We start from the raw sequence: 16,847 nt of genomic DNA, 5'->3' as shown, positions 1-16,847 counted from the left end.
GATAAATTTAGGATTGATTAACAGTATTATAATAAAATGGAAAAGATGAAGGCAATAGTTCACTCAAAGTATGGATCACCGGATGAGCTTCAGCTTAAAGAAGTTGAAAAACCGGTCCCGGGAAATAGCGATGTATTAATAAAAATACATGCGACAACAGTAACAACTACAGATTGCAATGCCCGTAACTTAACATTCGTGCCAAAATCGTTTATGTTTTTTGCACGGTTGATGTTTGGTTTCAAAGAGCCAAGAATTAAAATACTGGGGATTGACTTGGCAGGAGAAATTGAAGCCATCGGGAAAGATGTAAAACTGTTTAAGGTCGGAGAGCATGTTTTTGGATCACCGGGAACCAAATTTGGTGGTCATGCAGAATATGTCTGTGTTCCTGAAAACGGAGCACTGGCTATAAAGCCAGCTGATTTGAGCTGGGAGAAAGCTGCCGCCATTTCTTTAGCAGGAAATACTGCATTGTTCTATATCAGAGATTTGGCAAAGATTCAGCCGGGACAGACAATCCTTATCCATGGAGCTTCCGGAGCGATAGGTACTTATGCAGTTCAGCTTGCAAAGTACTATGGAGCAGTGGTTACAGGTGTCTGTAGTGGCACGAATGCAGCTCTGGTGAAATCCTTAGGAGCAGATAAGGTAATAGATTATACCAGGGAGGATTTTACAAAAAGTGATGAGAGATATGATTTTGTTTTTGGGGTAGTAGGCAAGTCTACTTTTGCTCAATGCAAGGGGTTATTAAAACCCGATGGAATCTATCTTGAAAACATGATGGAAGTCAAGGATTTCCTGAAAGTATTGTGGACATCAATATCAGGCGGTAAGAAAATTAAGGGAGGTGTATCAACAGAGCGTGCTGCTAATCTGAATTATTTTGTTGAGCTGATTGAATCAGGGAAATTAGTACCGGTTATTGACAAAGTATATCCATTGGAAAAGACAGCAGAGGCATTTGAGTATGTTGAGCAGGGTCATAAAAAAGGGAATGTAGTTATAAGTATATTTAATAACGAATTATAAATGAAAATACTGGTAACCGGCGGCACAAACGGAATGGGAAAAGGAGTGGCTAAGGTATTGGCTGGCCTGGATAATCAGATTCATGAAATAATAATTTTGTGCAGATCCAGGGAGCTCGGGGAAGCGACAATTAAAGAAGTTGAAACCGATACCAGGAATAAAAAAACAACAATCATCCTGTGCGACCTGACCAGACTGACTGATGTAAGAACTGCAATAGATGAGATTCAGAGTAAACATAAGTTTCTCGATTGTATTTTCATAAATGCCGGTTTAGGTTATGCTCCGAAACGTGTAGAGACTGAAGATGGAATGGATCCTCATTTCCAGGTAAATTACTTATCTCAGTTTATGCTGACTTTAAATTTATTGAGTCTCCTTGAAAACTCTGAGAATGGCGGAAGGGTAATATTCAATGTTACCAGGGGCGGCAAAATATTCTGGGACGACATACAAATGAAAAGAAACTGGGGTTTCGAAAACGGGATCCATCAGGCAATGCTTGCCAAAAGAATGTTCCTGGTTAAATTAAATGATCTTTACAGAAAAACAGAGGGATCAAAAGTATCCTTTATCGGCTTTGAAATAGCCAAAACTGTTTGGAGCAATCAGATAAATATTATCCCGGTTTTAATGAAAACCATGGCGACTGTAATGAAGTTTTTCGGGACATTTATCACAATAGAAGAATGCGGAAAGATAATGGCTCCGTTATTCACAGAAAACCAGGAAGAAAGCCTGAAAAGATCAGGAAAATTTATCACATGGAAGAAGAATAATTTTGTTGAACTGGTTGAAGATAAAATAGTATTTGATAATGAAATGCAGTCTAGACTCTGGAAAATAAGTCTGGAATTATGTGGAGATGAAAACACTACTCAAATCGCCAATAGGCTTCAAAATTCCTGACTTAATTCTTTAACCTCTACACATTTCTATTCGCCGTAGCCGATATGGCATTGTAGAAAATGAATCCAATAGGTTAGTTTTTACCGCGCAGCGGTTTAACAATGTCTTCGCCACTCTAACCACTCATCACCTAATCTGACCACTAATCACATATTCCTTTGATTGAGCATGTTGTATTATTTTCTTTGTTGTTATTAATCAATTTTTAAGAATATTATGAAAACAACAGCAATGAAAAAAATCGTATCAACATCATTAATGATAGCTATATTCTCAACACTTGCATTTAGTCAATCCTCCTCACAGGAAACCGGAAACAATGCAAAGGATAAGGCTTCATCTTATAAATTTTCAGTTAACACTACGTGGCTCTCATTTGCCAATTTTGGTCCGGAGAAAACAAATACCCATCACTACGAGATTCATCTGGGATACAAACTTACTCCTAAAGACAAGATTGGGATAAAAACGACCACCTGGGAGCTATTCGCACCAATGGGAATACCAATTGTAGATGCAGTTCAGATGAAAGAAAGTACTTTCTTCCCTGGTAAACTCCACGAAAAAGGTATAGGTGTCATTTATCAGCGTATGCTGTGGAAAGGGCTATTTGCAGCAATTGAAATTATGCCTTTAAAGAAAACATATTTTGACGTTAATAATAAAAAGATAGGTAATGGATTTAAATTATATACTACTTATCATCTAGGCTACCATATTCCATTATTTAAAAACAGAATGTATATAGAACCACAGGTTCATTGTAATTATTGGCCAATTGATACAAATGCTCCTCAAAGTTTTCAGGCAGAAGAAAACAAATGGAATAATTATATGCTTTTTGAGCCTAATTTATATATCGGGATAAATTTTTAAACAATTTCTAATTCACAAAATTAATACTGACAAAATGAAAGCAGCTGTATGCACAAAATACGGACCACCTGAAGTTCTTCAGCTACGAGAAGTTCAAAAACCAACCCCGAAAGATGATGAGATTCTTATCAGGATACATGCTACTGCTGTAACAGCAAGTGATACCTTCATCAGGGGGGTTAAAATACCTCTGAAGTTCAGAATCCCGATGCGGATAATGATGGGAATAACAAAACCCAGAAAACCAATAATCGGGCTAGTATTGGCAGGAGAGATAGAATCGGCTGGCAGCAAAATCAAACAGTTTAAACCAGGTGATCAGGTATTTGGACTTACCGGATTCGGACTTGGCGCCTATGCTGAGTATAAATGCATGAAAGAAACAGAATCAAAGTATGGGTGCCTTGCATTAAAACCAGCAAACCTGACTTTTGAAGAAGCAACTGTTGCAGCTTATGGGGGACTTCTTGCATTTCAATCCATGGAAAAAGGAAACATTCAGCGAGGACAAAATATACTGATTTATGGAGCCTCCGGAACTACAGGAACTACGGCAATTCAGTATGCCAGGTATCTGGGAGCTAAAATAACCTGTGTATGCAGCACAACAAATTTGGAAATGGTAAAATCGCTGGGAGCCAATGAAGTAATTGATTACACCAAAGAAGATAATCTGAGGCCGGGTGCAAAATACGATTTTATCCTTGATGCCGTTGGAAAAAGCAAAACGTCAAAACTGAAAGAAAGCTGTAAAAGAGCTCTTGCTGCTGATGGCAGATATGTGACAATTGATGATGAGGCATTGCAACTCGACTCAAACCGGCTGAACAGAATCAAGGAGCTTGCTGAAGCCGGATATCTAAAACCATTTATCGACAGGGTTTATAGATTGGAGGATATTGCAGAAGCTCATCGTTATGTTGAGAAAGGACACAAGAGAGGTGGTGTGGTAGTAGAAATCATGTTATAAAAGAAAGGAGTAAAAAATGAAAATAAATGTGAAAAGTGTTATCACGAGTGGATTGATTGCCGGTCTATTAATCAGCCTTAGCGCAATCACAATGGTCCCGGTAGCTGGGAACGAAATGGATCAGGTTCTCGAAAGCAGGGGCCTTCCTCCTTTAAGCACATTGGCAATGCTTTATTTTGTTGTGTTAAGTTTCATACGTGGCATTTTTCTGATTTTGCTGTATGTGCTTGTAAAAGAACGTCTTGGGGCAGGAATAAAAACAGCTGTCATTGTTTCTGTGGTGTTCTGGTTCCTGACATATTTTTTAAGCAATGTTTCTCTGGCTGTATACGGTTTTATGCCAGTCCGTCTGACTGTAATTGGTATTATTTGGGGGCTTGGAGAATTAATTATTGGAGGAATTGTCGGATCTAGATTATATAAGGAAGTCAGACAATAACAGCCTGTTCATCACTTTATCTGACCGCTAATCATATTTCCCTTTGATTGAGCTTGTTGCATTCCTTCCTTTGAAGTAATTATCATAATTTAAAATGTTTAAACTCATAAAGAATGAAAACGATTTATTTATTTCTAGCAGTTGTCCTCCTGACATCAGGTTGTGCAACAATTTTAACAGGAACTAAAGACACCATTAGTTTTAATTCCAATCCACGCGGTGCCATTGTGTATAAGGACGGAGTTGAAATATGCAGGACCCCGTGTAATGTGCCGGTAAAGCGAACACTAAACAGTGAAGATATTGAATACAAACTTGATGGTTATGAGACCAGGATGTTTACTCTCGATAAACAATTCAATGTTGTAAGCGTATTAAATCTTGGAAGTTTGTTTGGCTGGGCTGTTGATGCTGCTACAGGATCATTGGTTAAATACGGTAGAAAATCTTATGATCTGGAGATGAAAATGAGCACGTTATCTCTGTCTGAAAATCCGAAAGAGATTCATATTAATACCAAATATAAGACAGCAGATGTTTATGTAGTTCAGAAATAATGGGCATACTATGAAAACAAATAATCTTCTGTTTGATACACGATCAAGATCAATACTTTTGTCTTTCCTCATTGCTCTGCTCGCAAATAACTGTTATTCTCAGTCATTACCATTGGGAGACCGTCACCTGGGGCAGACTCCTCCGGGGAACAAGCCTAAAGCACTCCCATTGTTTGTAAATCCGGGATACTTCGCCGCCGAGAGGATAGCAATTTCAAATGACGGCAGGGAGATTTATTATTCGGAGATAAAAGGATACTATCCAATCAGAGGCGAAAACATCAAAAGATACACTTTTGCTGGCGGAAAATGGAACGGCCCATTCAATTTGTTTGACGGGTATGCTCCGGCATTATCAGTTACCGGCGATACATTGTATTTTCAAAGAAATGATCTTGAAGTAAAATCAGAGGTGTATATGTCGGTCAAAAGTGGAACAGTATGGTCTGACCCTAAAAAGATTTTAAGCAAACTCAATAAGGCTCATTATTTCCAGATTACAAAAAAGGGTAATCTCTATATCTCGTCACTGACCGGAAATGGAGCCGGATTCAATGACTGGTGTCAGATTGTAATATCCGGAGCAGATACTTCAGCATCAAGCCTGGGAAGACCTCTGAATACCGAAGGTGACAATCTCGATTTCTTTGTCTCCGGAGATGAATCATATATGATCGTAACGAACCGGCCACAACTGGCAGTTAGCTTCAGGAAAAATGATGGCACCTGGACAAACCCTCAAAATTTTGGCAAAGACATTAACTTCGGATTGGGCAGTTGGGGACCCTGGGTTACTCCTGACAATAAGTACCTGTTTTATTCTACCGGAACAAAACCGGACTATTCAGATGTTGCTGTATACTGGGTTAGAATAGATAGTGTGATTGATAGTCTTAAGCATACAATTATTGACTGGTAATACAATTATTTAAACCGATCGATTAATAATGAACCTACTGATCATGTCTTATAGCAAAATAAAAAAAGCTTTAAAACTGGTATTGTTAACAGTTACACTTGGATCAATGCTAATAATTTGTAACCGCTGTACCGTAATGAAGAACCCTGAAAGTCCCAAACCCGGAATTAATGAAAAAGGCTTCTTTGTAACTGCACGAGATGGAATCAAAATCTTTGTATATGAGTACGTTCCGGTAAATGATTTTAAAAAAACAATATATATCATATCGGGAATTACCGGCATAAATCACAATAGCGAAAAAGACATTATTGATTTATTAAGTAATAATGAAAACCGTATTGTTGTTATTCATCCTCGAGGCACAGGATACTCTGAGGGAACAAGAGGGGATATGGCTGACATTTCAGATTTCATTGCAGATTATGTCGGGATAATTACAATTGACAAGTTTTATAATGATGTTAACAGGAAGACAATCTTATTCGGGCATAGCATGTCATGTGCAATTGCATTAAAAATCGCAGTTGAACTGAAAGAAACCGACGGTATAATCCTTGTGAACCCTGCATATAAATTAAAATCAGCAAAAGGGATGAGTCCAGGATTCAGTGATTATCTGAAATATATTGGCTATTATATTTTTGCCCCACGCGTGCCTGTTGTAAACATGGCTGGCGACCCGTCAGTGATAGAAAATGAAACTGACCGGTTAGAGTCAGAAGCCAGGAATAATGACCCATTGCTTGTAAAGTATTTCAGCATGCGATCTATGATGGGATCGAAGAAATTGATGAATGCTATTGTTGAAAACGCACATGGGTCAGATTGTCCCTTGCTGCTGTTATATGGCGAAAATGATTTGATTGTTGATAAAACGGGGTGTGATGAGATCTTTGAAGCATGGAAAGACAGGAATAAGAGATATGAAATTATTCAGGGTGGTTCACATGGAAAATCAACAGTTCTAATCGGAGAAGAAATTATTATAAAGTGGATGCAGGAGTTATAAAGCCTGCCGTTCAATTAACTTACTATCAACCAGAACATAAGTAAATGAAAATTACAGTACTTGCAGAGAATTCTGTTAGTAAATCAAATACCCTGAATCTGAAGCCGGAAAATGGATTAAGTCTCTTTATAGAATTTGATAAGCGAAAAATTTTATTTGATACAGGCCAGTCGGATATGTTCATTCATAATGCACAGAAAATGGGTATCGATCTGACTCAGGTGGATTATCTGATTATCTCTCACGGTCATTTTGATCATGGAGGCGGACTGAAGCACTTTCAGAAGATTAATAAAAAGGCAAGAGTGTTTTTGCACATAAATGCTGCAAAAAAATATTATGCCAGAATTTTTGGATTCATACCATATTATGTGGGTCTCGATCAGAAGTTGATTGCTCAAAACAGCAGGGTATATTTCATTGATGAAGACACACAAATCGAAGATAAAATTATTCTCATTGAAGGTTTTACTGAAGTTTTTCCTCAGCCTGCAGCAAACAATGCATTATTTGAAAAGACGAAAAACGGTTTTGTTCCTGATAAATTCAACCATGAAATTGCGATGCTGCTGATTGAAAATGATGAAGCGGTATTATTCTCCGGATGTTCGCATTCCGGGATTATCAATATCATAGAAGAGGTGAAGCTCTTTTCTAAAACTATGAAAATAAAGGCCACTTTTGGCGGTTTCCATATATATAATCCTATAAATAGAAGGAATGAGAATGAGGATTATATAGTTGAATTGACTGCCGCTCTGGGTGAAACTGATCCGGTGTTTTATACCGGGCATTGTACCGGAGAAACAAACTTCCTTCAAATTAAAGAATGGATGGGAAGGAGGATTAAAACTATTAACACAGGAGATGTGATTGAAGTGTAATGAATAGAAATAATTGCTAATATTATGATTTAAACCGACTCAAAAACCGGAAGCGATGAAAAGTCTTAAAATATTAGCATTTGCATTGGCAATAATGGGATTAACCAGTTTCGCAAACAGTGAGTATAACAACAAAACTGCCTGGAAGAAACTCTATCCGCAGATCCTTAAGCAGATTGTTGCACCCACATTTAAAGCTGTTACGTACAACATAACAGAATATGGGGCTGTAGCTGATAAACCGGATTTCCTGAATACAAAAATAATCAATTCAACTATTGACCTCTGCAGCAGCAAGGGTGGGGGGATGGTGGTAATTCCGAAAGGGACCTGGCATACCGGCCCTGTTGTATTAAAAAGCAATGTGAATCTTCAAATATCTGAGGGGGCCGTTTTATTGTTTACCTCTGATGTAACCCAGTACCCGATTGTCCTTACGCGCTGGGAAGGGATGGACTGCTATAACACATCACCAATGATTTATGCTTATGGTCAGGAAAACATAGCAATTACCGGCAAAGGAACAATCGATGGTGGTTCCTCAAGAGACAACTGGTGGGGGATGCCACGACTCACAGCGGTCGCCGGGAAAGAGCTCAGAGGCAGGCCATTGTTAATGGAATGGAGCGAAAGCAGCACTCCGGTAGAAAAACGGATAATGGGACCGGCTGATAATCTCAGACCACAACTTATAAACCTTTATAAATGTAAAAACATTCTGATTCAGGACCTCAACCTTATTCGCCCTGCCTTCTGGACAATCCATCCTTTGATGTGCGAAAACGTTACTGTGAAAGGTGTAACAATAACAACAGAAGGCGCACCAAATGGAGATGGCTGTGACCCTGAATCGTGCAAAAATGTTCTTATCGAAGGCTGTTTTTTCAATACGGGTGATGACTGTATTGCAATAAAATCGGGCCGAAATAATGATGGCCGCAAATGGAATACTCCCAGTGAAAACATAATAGTCCGCAACTGCCGCATGCAGAATGGTCATGGCGGTGTTGTAATCGGCAGCGAAATATCCGGCGGTTACAGGAATCTCTTTGTCGAAAATTGTGAAATGGATAGTCCCACTCTTGACAGGGTGATAAGAATCAAAACCAACAATTGCCGCGGAGGTGTAATCGAAAATGTGTTTGTCAGAAATGTAAATGTGGGACAGTGCAATGAAGCTGTGTTGCTTATAGATCTTGTCTATGAGCCGAACGAAAAATGCAAAAGAGATTTTCCTCCATATGTGAGAAATGTCTATCTCGACAATGTTACATGTAAAAAAAGTCGCTACGGTGTTAATATAACCGGTTATGAGGATCTGACTAATATATCCAATATCAATCTGTTAAATTGCGTGTGGACCGGTGTAAAAGATGACAACCGGATTAAAGGCAGGGTAGAGGGACTCAGATTTCAGGAAACCTCTATTAACGGGAAGCTGGTAGAATTGTCAGGCCTTTGAGAATACAAGCACCCCGTTTTGTCCTCCAAAGCCGAATGAGTTGGAAACTGCTGCTTCAATTTTCGCATTTCTGGCCTTGTTAGGTACAACATCTATATCGCATTCCGGGTCTTTGGTTTCATAATTTATTGTTGGAGGCAAAATGTCATGATGAACAGCCAGTACTGTTGCTGCTGCTTCCACAGCACCTGCAGCACCAAGCAGATGACCTATCATAGATTTACTTGAACTTACGGGGATGTTCAGGTTTCCAAAAGCCTTTTTAATCGCCAGCGTCTCCGTCTTGTCATTCATTTTTGTCGAAGTCCCGTGTGCATTAATATATCCGATGTCATCAGGATTAAGGCCTGCATCTCTCACAGCAATAAGCATTGCCTCGGCTGCCCACAATCCATTTGGTTCAGGTGCTGCTATCCCATATGCATCAGATGTCATGCCGAATCCGCTCAATAATGCAAGTGGTTTAGCCCCTCTCTTTTCAGCATGTTCCAGAGTTTCCAGCACAAGAACGCAAGCTCCTTCGCCAATAACAAATCCCTCGCGGTTCAGATCGAAAGGGCGGCTCGCCTTTTCGGGAATATCGTTGTTTGTTGAAAGCACACCCATACTGGCGTACCCATCAAGAACATAGGGGGTGATTGTTGATTCAGCTCCGCCGGCAAGTATCACATCAGCCATACCGCCCCTGAGTAATCCAAGGGCAACACCAATAGAATGGGTTCCTGTTGTGCAGGCAGCTGCAATTCCCAGACTTGGTCCGTGAATTCCAAGTACCATTGCAGCATTGCAGACCGGCATGTTAGAGATAACTCTTGGTACAGTAAGAGGATTGACCGATCCTGGTCCCATCTTCAGAAACCGTTCATGCTGATCCTCAAGATGAATAGGATCGCCTGCTGCAGAACCTATTACACAACCGATTCTGCTTCTGTCTTCATTATTCAGATCGAGCCCTGCATCCTTAACTGCCTCAATTGCCGCACTTGAAGCCATTTGTGATACTCTGGCCATTTTACGTGATTCTTTACGGTCAAAGTAATTCTCAGGATTATAAGACAAAACCTCAGAAGCAATCCTGCTTTTATGACCATCAGGATTGAAGGATTGTATTGTTTTAATGCCTGATTTACCTGTAATGAGAGAATTCCAGAATTCATCACGGTTACATCCAATTGATGTAAATACACCTATCCCGGTGACAACGACTGATCTGTTTTTATGCATTTGACTTCATTTTTGGTAAATATAATGAAGTCATTTAATCCTGACACCGTGACAGCTATAAATAAGTCGGAAGACCGAAGACGGGAGACGGAAGTCAGGGGCCTGTTGCCTGATGCCCTTTATTTCTTAGTTACACTCTCAGAACAGGCAAACATCCATTGTATGCCGAATTTGTCCTTACAGCTTCCGTAGTAATCGCCCCAGAACATTTCCTGCAGCTCCTGTTCAATTATACCTCCCTTTGAAAGAGCATCAAAAAGACGTTTCGTTTCAGACCGCGTGTCGATTTGAAGCATGATATAAACATTGTTTCCCGGGTTAACTTTGAACCCCATCGATTCGGGAGCATCAGTTCCCATTAATCTGTGTCCGCCAACAATTGGTAATGCAACATGCATAACCAGATTTTTGTCAGCCTCCGGCAGAGGTGGCATATTTTCAGATGGTGGAATATCTTTAAACCTGTTAATTCCTCCGTCAAACTCACCTCCGAATACTGATTTGTAAAAGTTGAATGCTTCTTCAGTATTCCGTTCAAAATTCAGATATGTACTAACTTGTGCCATGGTAGTATATTAATTTATGGTGGTTTCTACATATTTTTTAAAATTATCAAGTATTGCCTGCCATCCGGTCTTTTGCAGTTCAGCAGAATTTTCCTGTTCCGCTTCGAAGGTTTCTTTGATAATAGTATTTTTACCTTCCGGGATGAACAATACTTCAACAACTCTTTCGTCATCTAAAGTGTACTCAATACACTTATTCAGCTCAATTTTGGTGAATTTGCCTGAGAAATCAAAGCCAAATGATCCATCTTTTGCTTCCATTCTGGACAGGAACTTACCTCCTTTTCTTAAATCAGTTTCAGCATAAGTTGTATGCCAGTCGGCAGAGGCAGCATTCCAGTGCATAATATGAAAGGGTTTTGTCCAGAGATCCCATACTCTGGCAACCGGCGATTTTACAGTCGCAGAGATTACTATCTTTATCCTATCTTGTTTTTTCATACTCTTTACTTCCTAAATTATTATATCTCAGGGATATTATACATTTTTTTTGTTTCACATTTATCAATAAACTCCCTCGTTACATACTCCTTGTCTTTGATACCGTTATAAAACTGATTTATATAATCAATTATCTGATTGTTTATTTCTGCAGAGATATATCCATGCTTTCTGATTATATAATAAAAATCGGTTCGCAGTTCACGATAATAGTCAAATACATCTTTATACTCAGCATCTGAATAGCATAATCCTTTATACGTCCTTCTGCTTTCGGGGAATATGTCAACTCTGTCTCTGGGCTTTGTATAATCGGCGTTTACGAAAGCTGAAAAATCAAAGTCATATGGTACAGCATAAGGTGCCAGAGTAGTATCTTTTGGCTGGAAAATTATTATGTTCTTTCTTGAGGAAACAAACCAGTCTTTATTCCCGATCAGAAACTGAAACATTGCCATTCTTTTAAAATTTTCCCTCTCAAGATCAAACGGGGTTAAGAAATTATCCTTTACAACAGCATTATTCCTTTTGGCTGCATGATCTTTATCTTCAATAAAGAAACTGTATTTCTCAAAGAGAGTTTTTTTAAGTCCGGTATCATAATATTCTATCTTTACAAGCCTCACATGCAGGCTGAGGTCAGTGACCCTGTTGTACATTTTATAGATAACATACTCCTCAATAACATATTCATCAGACTTACAGGGAGTAACAAGTTTTATTTTGTCCTGATCCTCAAAGAGCGTATTATGTACATCACTTTTTTTGAAATTAAAATACAAGGGAGGAAAGTTACAGTTATCAGGATTACGACGGAAATTTCCTCTTACCATAATTCTTAGTGGAAGAGTCACTATTTTACGTTTAGCATCTTTGTATGATAATTCTGCATTATGATATGCCGGTGTTTCTCCTCTGTCATTTTGTATTGCTGTAAAGTCAGCCCTTAATTCCATCCTGAGAACTTTGTCAGATCGGAACAATGTGTCTGGTTCACTTGCTGACAATGAGTGTGTTGTAAAAAATAGTAAAGTTATAAATAGTGCTTTTTTCATGGTTTTTCAATATATTCTGGCAATCAGATATTATGCTATTTAAAAATAAGAAACAAATATTATTATTTTTTTGTTCGACTAAATGGAAAAGGCAGATCTGTTATTATGTTAGTTGTTTTTATCACTTTTGCCGGGATGAATTAACAAAATATTTATTATTGTTAAAGTTTTGATAAAATTTTAAAACAATTTACAATTCTTTGTGTTACTATGATATTATAGAAAGCCTATGTATAGAAATACTTTTTTTCTAATTATTGGTATCTTCTTAAGTTTTAGTTCTTCAGCAATAGTACTGGATGCAGAGTATTATACAGATACACTTTCTGCCGGTCCGTATATTTTCAGGGAAAACAATAAAATCAAAGCACGCTGGATTGATAAAGGCCGGATCAAATCTGATGTTTTAACTGCCGAAAATTATTCTGAGTTTAAGAAAAAATTCAATCTTTCATTTGACTATATTGATTTAAAGGAATCTTCACCTTCAAAACCGGATTATGCTCAGGTTTATACCTCAGTTGACAGTCTGAGTGCAATTTCAGATATACATGGAGAATACGACAAATATATTAACCTTCTCAAGGCTTCAGGAATAATTGACGAAAACCTTAACTGGAAATACGGGAAAGGTCATCTGGTTGTTCTCGGCGATGCCTTCGACAGGGGAGACAAGGTTACTCAGATTCTCTGGCATCTTTTTGGTCTCGAGAAACAGGCTCTGGAGGCAGGTGGTATGGTTCATGTCATCCTCGGGAATCATGAATTGATGATTTTTGGCAAAGATGAGACTTACCTGAATGATAAGTACAGGAAAGTTGAAGAATTATTACAGGTGAAATATTCAGATCTCTTTGCTGCAAATTCGGTACTTGGAAAATGGTTACGTTCAAAACCAATAGTGATAACTATAAATGATATTCTATTTGTTCATGCCGGCATATCAATTGAAATGGTAGACAGAAAGCTTAAGATTGAACAGATAAACAGGGGATTTTCTGATATGCTTGCAGGTAAGGAAATTCAGTCGGATGCAGAATATGAAAAACTTATTTTTCTAAATGACGATAATGGTCCGATCTGGTATAGAGGGTACTTCAGAGAACAAGATTTCAGCGAGAATCAGCTTGATTCGATACTTTCATTTTACGGGACAGGTCATATAGTTGTAGGACATACTCATTGTGAGGGAATTAACCCGATTTTTAAGAATAAGATATTCGGAATAGACGCGGGTATCTCAACAGACAATGAGCCCGGACAGATGCTGATCTATAAGGACGGAATTTTTTATGCCGGGTTGGCTTCCGGAAAAAGAATAAAACTCTGAGATTACCAGTAAGCAGGACAAAGTTCGTTCTTCCCGGGTTTCCGGGGACTTTTCTTAACCTCCTTCTCATTACATCCGAATAGCAGATTAAATCCTAACCTGAGGCTAAGCATGCGTGCATTATATGGCCACATTAGTCCTGATCCGGTTTCTCTTGTAAACCTAACCGGAATATTATCGGTTATGAGATAAAACTGTGCTCCTTTGTTTCCGAATGCCACTCCTGCACCCACCTGATTGATTTTATTATTCATTATAGTGTAGGTAAGCGCTGTTCCCACAGAAGGAATTGGTGTATAATTCATTGACAATGTAAGTGATGGTCTCAATCGTAAATCATAGATTTCAATTCTGGTCATTGCGCCTGCCTTCAGCTTTGGAAGGAGAACCCTGGTAACTCCTCCATAAATCTTTAAAGAGGTGGCAGTAAAATATTTTTGAGTAGTTCCGGCTGCTGTGAATGCTTGCAGAAGAGTATCCTGTAAAGCCTCAAGCAGATGTTTCTGGCCGGGATTGGCCTGATACTGATCAAGATCAATGCCGTTGAAAGTATAGGTCCCGCTTGCTTTAAAATTATTAACATTTTTCTTCCACCTGATAAACCCCAGATCTGTAAAACTAGCAGTAAGTTGCGTTGACTCATCCAGATCATAAACAATACCTCCGTCGATTGATATTCCCCGGTTACCATTAAATATATAATCACCAACGATATTATCGAGAGCATTATCAAAATCCACCCTGTTTACCAAACCGTTGGCATCATATCCCAGATTAACAGGAAATGAAGCATTAAGCCTGTAGTTCATTATTGCCTCAAGAGATATAGGATTGTTTGTGGTATTTAGTTCAAGTCGCGCCTGCTTTGTGTTTATGTTTGCCATCCCCTGCAGATACTTAATTCTGGCACCAACCTTCAGTCCGTCAAATAATTCCCTGGCAGCACTGAATCCAATTGAATTCCATACAGTAAGATCTGCACCCGTACCACTTAGTTTAACAGGTATTGCTGTGTTTCCTGCAACGTCCCAGTTCCCATCTTTCAATGAAGCAACATCATCACTGTAAGCAACCCTTAATTCAGTATGATTTCTAATTCCAAAAGTGAAATACCAGTCCTTCAGGTTAAAACCGAATCCTAACAGATCGATGTCGAGGTCGGTACGGAAATAGTTCATCCTCTTAAGCTTCCTGTCAAGGTTTTCCAGATCGAGATAATAAGTACCCGATTGGGCACCGGTTCCTGTATGAATGGCATCATGAAAACCAAATCCGGTGTTTCTCACATTTACTTTCAGCGCGGATATTACCGGCAGTCCAATGTAAATACGGCAGGGATGCATATAGGCAGGATTTAGTTGATTCGCCTGCGGGATCCCCGGCATCATATAAAGAGTATTGTCCTGTGCTTTTGTGCTGAACGTTATCTGTATAAGAATAATGAATGTAACCAGGATTTTATATACTATTTTCAGTCTTTTCATCACTTCCCGGTATTGATTTTTAACTGGGCGATAAGACCTATATTATAATCCATATAGTATGAAAGATAGAATTTGACATCTTTTACCGGGAAATCCGTTGTCGTTATTCTGCCTCTTGTAACAATGAAGTAGGTATTGTTAAGGACATCTATTTTAGACCTTGGCAAATCAACATCTATCATATCCTGCTGGTGGGGGTCGGCAATTCCGTCGTTATTGGTATCCGATGCTCCTTCAATTTTTATCTCCTGAGTGAACAGGCTGTCAAGCAGCATGTGGTTCTGATCAAGCAGGTAGATCTGAGAACTCATGGCAACCGGAAATGAATTGGTAATATTTAACCGTACAATCACTCTCTCCAGTTCTTCAGGAGCCGGAAGAGTCGTGCTTAAATAATCGAATGACATGGTATCGAACAAAACAAGAAACTCACCTTTTCCCCAGAGGGGCAATTCAACTGCAGCAGTCACCTCATAGTTTGAATCGTGATTGATAAATGTTGTGCTGTTCCCTGCAGCAGGCATTATTCCTGCTGAGGCTGACATACTTATTGAATCGGGATTTGAGGCAAGAAGCACCGGCAGATTTGAATTTGTCCGGTCAATTACGATACTATCGTTTATTGTCTGTCCTGCCTGGCTAAGCAAAGGGTATCCGATTGTTCTCGGATTGGTTAGTGAAGGGACACCTGTGCCTGTTAATGAAATGTGGTTATTGTTTCGGTCTACAGCCTCAAACCTGCTGAAAGACAATGATAAAGGAACTCCGACTGAGTTTGAAAAGAGGAGTTTAAGTTTCGGATCATAAAATTCAAATTGTCCGCCGTCGATCTTGCTGAAAAAGTCAGTTGCAAAGTTAAAAGCGGGAAGACTAATACTATATCCGCTGAAGTCGCCATAAATAGTCTCATAACTTAAACCTGTCATATCTACCTGAGTGCTTAATATTGAGGAGCCTGCATTAACAGGACCTGAGGGATTCTGAAGATGAATTGAAAGAATGCATTTCAGAATATTGTTGCCTCCGGAATCATGTCCGGGAATAATCGAATAACCTGCAAGGTTTATTGTAAAATCGGGATTGGAGAAATTTCGGGTTATTGTGTATGGCTGGCCATTAAGCTGAAGTCCTGGCAAAAGGTAAGTGACTGTCCCGGAGATGTTTGCTGAATTAATGTCAACGGTAAGGTTCCCTGTCAACAGATGAATACTGTCGAGGCGGGCTGTAGTCTGAACAAGTGTTATAGGCACTGATACTGTATCAGTAATGTCGAGAGAGGCTCCCGGAATTATGAGATTAATTGCCGAGCCTGTAGTATTTATTAGTGTATTATTAACACTTATTGGCGTGAAGGAGAGAAGATCGCGCATTGTTCCTGAAACAACACTGGTTGAGTAGTACAGGCTAAGGAACCCATCATTGGCAATGTGAAGCTGATCGCTGTATGCCGAGTCGGTGAGGTATTTTTCTATTTCCAAATGCGAGTAACCGACGGGCACTGCCAGTCCTGGTTTGAGGTTCAGGGAGGCATCAAATTTTGCGGGATCAAACTCTTCTTTGACACAAGCGGAGAGGATCACCATTATCAGGATTATCAGACTGAAATTTTCAATATATTTTTGATAATTATTCATGTTCAAATCTGCACTGATCAAGTCTAACATTAAAACCTGATAATTTGTTT

17 protein-coding genes are annotated in these 16,847 nt (G+C 39.1%); 11 read left to right on the top strand and 6 right to left on the bottom strand.

All coding sequences use genetic code 11. The features are described from left to right. Window positions 1–45: 45 nt before the first annotated feature. From IPJ16_16075 to IPJ16_16030, 10 genes are all read left to right on the top strand, one after another. Complete coding sequence (locus IPJ16_16075; GenBank protein ID MBK7628688.1) at window positions 46–1,035, top strand: NAD(P)-dependent alcohol dehydrogenase; 990 nt, start codon at window positions 46–48, stop codon at window positions 1,033–1,035. After that, window positions 1,036–1,944: an SDR family NAD(P)-dependent oxidoreductase gene (locus IPJ16_16070; GenBank protein MBK7628687.1), complete on the top strand. Its 909-nt coding sequence runs from the start codon at window positions 1,036–1,038 to the stop codon at window positions 1,942–1,944. It abuts the gene before it with no gap. A gap of 231 nt (window positions 1,945–2,175) precedes the next feature. Then, complete coding sequence (locus IPJ16_16065) at window positions 2,176–2,820, top strand: hypothetical protein (GenBank protein MBK7628686.1); 645 nt, start codon at window positions 2,176–2,178, stop codon at window positions 2,818–2,820. Window positions 2,821–2,854: 34 nt separating this feature from the next. After that, the gene (locus IPJ16_16060) at window positions 2,855–3,790 is read left to right on the top strand and encodes an NAD(P)-dependent alcohol dehydrogenase (protein ID MBK7628685.1); all 936 of its coding nucleotides are present in this window, start codon (window positions 2,855–2,857) and stop codon (window positions 3,788–3,790) included. 16 nt (window positions 3,791–3,806) lie between these two features. Then, window positions 3,807–4,229 (top strand): hypothetical protein, encoded by a 423-nt coding sequence (locus IPJ16_16055; GenBank protein ID MBK7628684.1) that lies wholly within the window; start codon window positions 3,807–3,809, stop codon window positions 4,227–4,229. Between the two features lie 113 nt (window positions 4,230–4,342). Further along, window positions 4,343–4,786 (top strand): PEGA domain-containing protein, encoded by a 444-nt coding sequence (locus IPJ16_16050; protein ID MBK7628683.1) that lies wholly within the window; start codon window positions 4,343–4,345, stop codon window positions 4,784–4,786. A gap of 10 nt (window positions 4,787–4,796) precedes the next feature. Continuing rightward, window positions 4,797–5,705, top strand: a complete 909-nt coding sequence (locus tag IPJ16_16045) for a hypothetical protein (protein ID MBK7628682.1) — start codon at window positions 4,797–4,799, stop codon at window positions 5,703–5,705. A gap of 43 nt (window positions 5,706–5,748) precedes the next feature. Next, complete coding sequence (locus IPJ16_16040) at window positions 5,749–6,717, top strand: alpha/beta fold hydrolase (GenBank protein MBK7628681.1); 969 nt, start codon at window positions 5,749–5,751, stop codon at window positions 6,715–6,717. Between the two features lie 44 nt (window positions 6,718–6,761). Next, entirely contained in the window at window positions 6,762–7,601 is an 840-nt protein-coding gene (locus IPJ16_16035) for an MBL fold metallo-hydrolase (GenBank protein ID MBK7628680.1), read from the top strand. A 55-nt stretch (window positions 7,602–7,656) separates the two neighbouring features. Beyond that, window positions 7,657–9,063 (top strand): glycoside hydrolase family 28 protein, encoded by a 1,407-nt coding sequence (locus tag IPJ16_16030; protein ID MBK7628679.1) that lies wholly within the window; start codon window positions 7,657–7,659, stop codon window positions 9,061–9,063. On the opposite strand, the gene fabF is transcribed toward IPJ16_16030, so the two are convergent. The 4 genes from fabF to IPJ16_16010 all read right to left on the bottom strand — a co-directional run bounded on the left by fabF (window position 9,052) and on the right by IPJ16_16010 (window position 12,349). Continuing rightward, window positions 9,052–10,287 (bottom strand): beta-ketoacyl-ACP synthase II, encoded by a 1,236-nt coding sequence (fabF, locus tag IPJ16_16025; GenBank protein ID MBK7628678.1) that lies wholly within the window; start codon window positions 10,285–10,287, stop codon window positions 9,052–9,054. The two genes, IPJ16_16030 and fabF, sit on opposite strands and share 12 nt — an antisense overlap. 119 nt (window positions 10,288–10,406) lie before the next feature. Continuing rightward, window positions 10,407–10,853 carry a VOC family protein gene (locus IPJ16_16020; protein MBK7628677.1) on the bottom strand — a complete coding sequence of 149 codons (447 nt, stop codon included), beginning with the start codon at window positions 10,851–10,853 and terminating at the stop codon, window positions 10,407–10,409. A 9-nt stretch (window positions 10,854–10,862) separates the two neighbouring features. Further along, entirely contained in the window at window positions 10,863–11,294 is a 432-nt protein-coding gene (locus IPJ16_16015; protein MBK7628676.1) for an SRPBCC family protein, read from the bottom strand. Window positions 11,295–11,314: 20 nt separating this feature from the next. Continuing rightward, the gene (locus IPJ16_16010) at window positions 11,315–12,349 is read right to left on the bottom strand and encodes a hypothetical protein (GenBank protein ID MBK7628675.1); all 1,035 of its coding nucleotides are present in this window, start codon (window positions 12,347–12,349) and stop codon (window positions 11,315–11,317) included. A 229-nt stretch (window positions 12,350–12,578) separates the two neighbouring features. Between IPJ16_16010 and IPJ16_16005 the strand changes: the two genes are divergently transcribed. Next, window positions 12,579–13,679 carry a metallophosphoesterase gene (locus tag IPJ16_16005; GenBank protein ID MBK7628674.1) on the top strand — a complete coding sequence of 367 codons (1,101 nt, stop codon included), beginning with the start codon at window positions 12,579–12,581 and terminating at the stop codon, window positions 13,677–13,679. 2 nt (window positions 13,680–13,681) lie between these two features. Here the strand turns inward: IPJ16_16005 and IPJ16_16000 are convergent, their stop codons facing one another. Beyond that, on the bottom strand, window positions 13,682–15,163 hold the full coding sequence (locus IPJ16_16000) for a hypothetical protein (protein MBK7628673.1): 1,482 nt from the start codon (window positions 15,161–15,163) through the stop codon (window positions 13,682–13,684). After that, window positions 15,163–16,827: a hypothetical protein gene (locus IPJ16_15995; GenBank protein ID MBK7628672.1), complete on the bottom strand. Its 1,665-nt coding sequence runs from the start codon at window positions 16,825–16,827 to the stop codon at window positions 15,163–15,165. The genes IPJ16_16000 and IPJ16_15995 overlap by 1 nt, the downstream gene beginning before the upstream one ends. Between the last annotated feature and the right edge of the window lie 20 nt (window positions 16,828–16,847).

This window comes from Bacteroidales bacterium (genome assembly GCA_016709865.1).
GTDB lineage: Bacteria > Bacteroidota > Bacteroidia > Bacteroidales > VadinHA17 > LD21.
Note: the sequence above shows the minus strand (reverse complement) of the source record. Positions and strands in the feature narration are given on the sequence as shown.

Coding starts and splice junctions, on each gene's coding strand:
- IPJ16_16075 (MBK7628688.1), top strand. CDS start 46: ATGAAGGCAATAGTTCACTCAAAGTATGGATCACCGGATGAGCTTCAG.
- IPJ16_16070 (MBK7628687.1), top strand. CDS start 1,036: ATGAAAATACTGGTAACCGGCGGCACAAACGGAATGGGAAAAGGAGTG.
- IPJ16_16065 (MBK7628686.1), top strand. CDS start 2,176: ATGAAAAAAATCGTATCAACATCATTAATGATAGCTATATTCTCAACA.
- IPJ16_16060 (MBK7628685.1), top strand. CDS start 2,855: ATGAAAGCAGCTGTATGCACAAAATACGGACCACCTGAAGTTCTTCAG.
- IPJ16_16055 (MBK7628684.1), top strand. CDS start 3,807: ATGAAAATAAATGTGAAAAGTGTTATCACGAGTGGATTGATTGCCGGT.
- IPJ16_16050 (MBK7628683.1), top strand. CDS start 4,343: ATGAAAACGATTTATTTATTTCTAGCAGTTGTCCTCCTGACATCAGGT.
- IPJ16_16045 (MBK7628682.1), top strand. CDS start 4,797: ATGAAAACAAATAATCTTCTGTTTGATACACGATCAAGATCAATACTT.
- IPJ16_16040 (MBK7628681.1), top strand. CDS start 5,749: ATGTCTTATAGCAAAATAAAAAAAGCTTTAAAACTGGTATTGTTAACA.
- IPJ16_16035 (MBK7628680.1), top strand. CDS start 6,762: ATGAAAATTACAGTACTTGCAGAGAATTCTGTTAGTAAATCAAATACC.
- IPJ16_16030 (MBK7628679.1), top strand. CDS start 7,657: ATGAAAAGTCTTAAAATATTAGCATTTGCATTGGCAATAATGGGATTA.
- fabF (MBK7628678.1), bottom strand. CDS start 10,287: ATGCATAAAAACAGATCAGTCGTTGTCACCGGGATAGGTGTATTTACA.
- IPJ16_16020 (MBK7628677.1), bottom strand. CDS start 10,853: ATGGCACAAGTTAGTACATATCTGAATTTTGAACGGAATACTGAAGAA.
- IPJ16_16015 (MBK7628676.1), bottom strand. CDS start 11,294: ATGAAAAAACAAGATAGGATAAAGATAGTAATCTCTGCGACTGTAAAA.
- IPJ16_16010 (MBK7628675.1), bottom strand. CDS start 12,349: ATGAAAAAAGCACTATTTATAACTTTACTATTTTTTACAACACACTCA.
- IPJ16_16005 (MBK7628674.1), top strand. CDS start 12,579: ATGTATAGAAATACTTTTTTTCTAATTATTGGTATCTTCTTAAGTTTT.
- IPJ16_16000 (MBK7628673.1), bottom strand. CDS start 15,163: ATGAAAAGACTGAAAATAGTATATAAAATCCTGGTTACATTCATTATT.
- IPJ16_15995 (MBK7628672.1), bottom strand. CDS start 16,827: ATGTTAGACTTGATCAGTGCAGATTTGAACATGAATAATTATCAAAAA.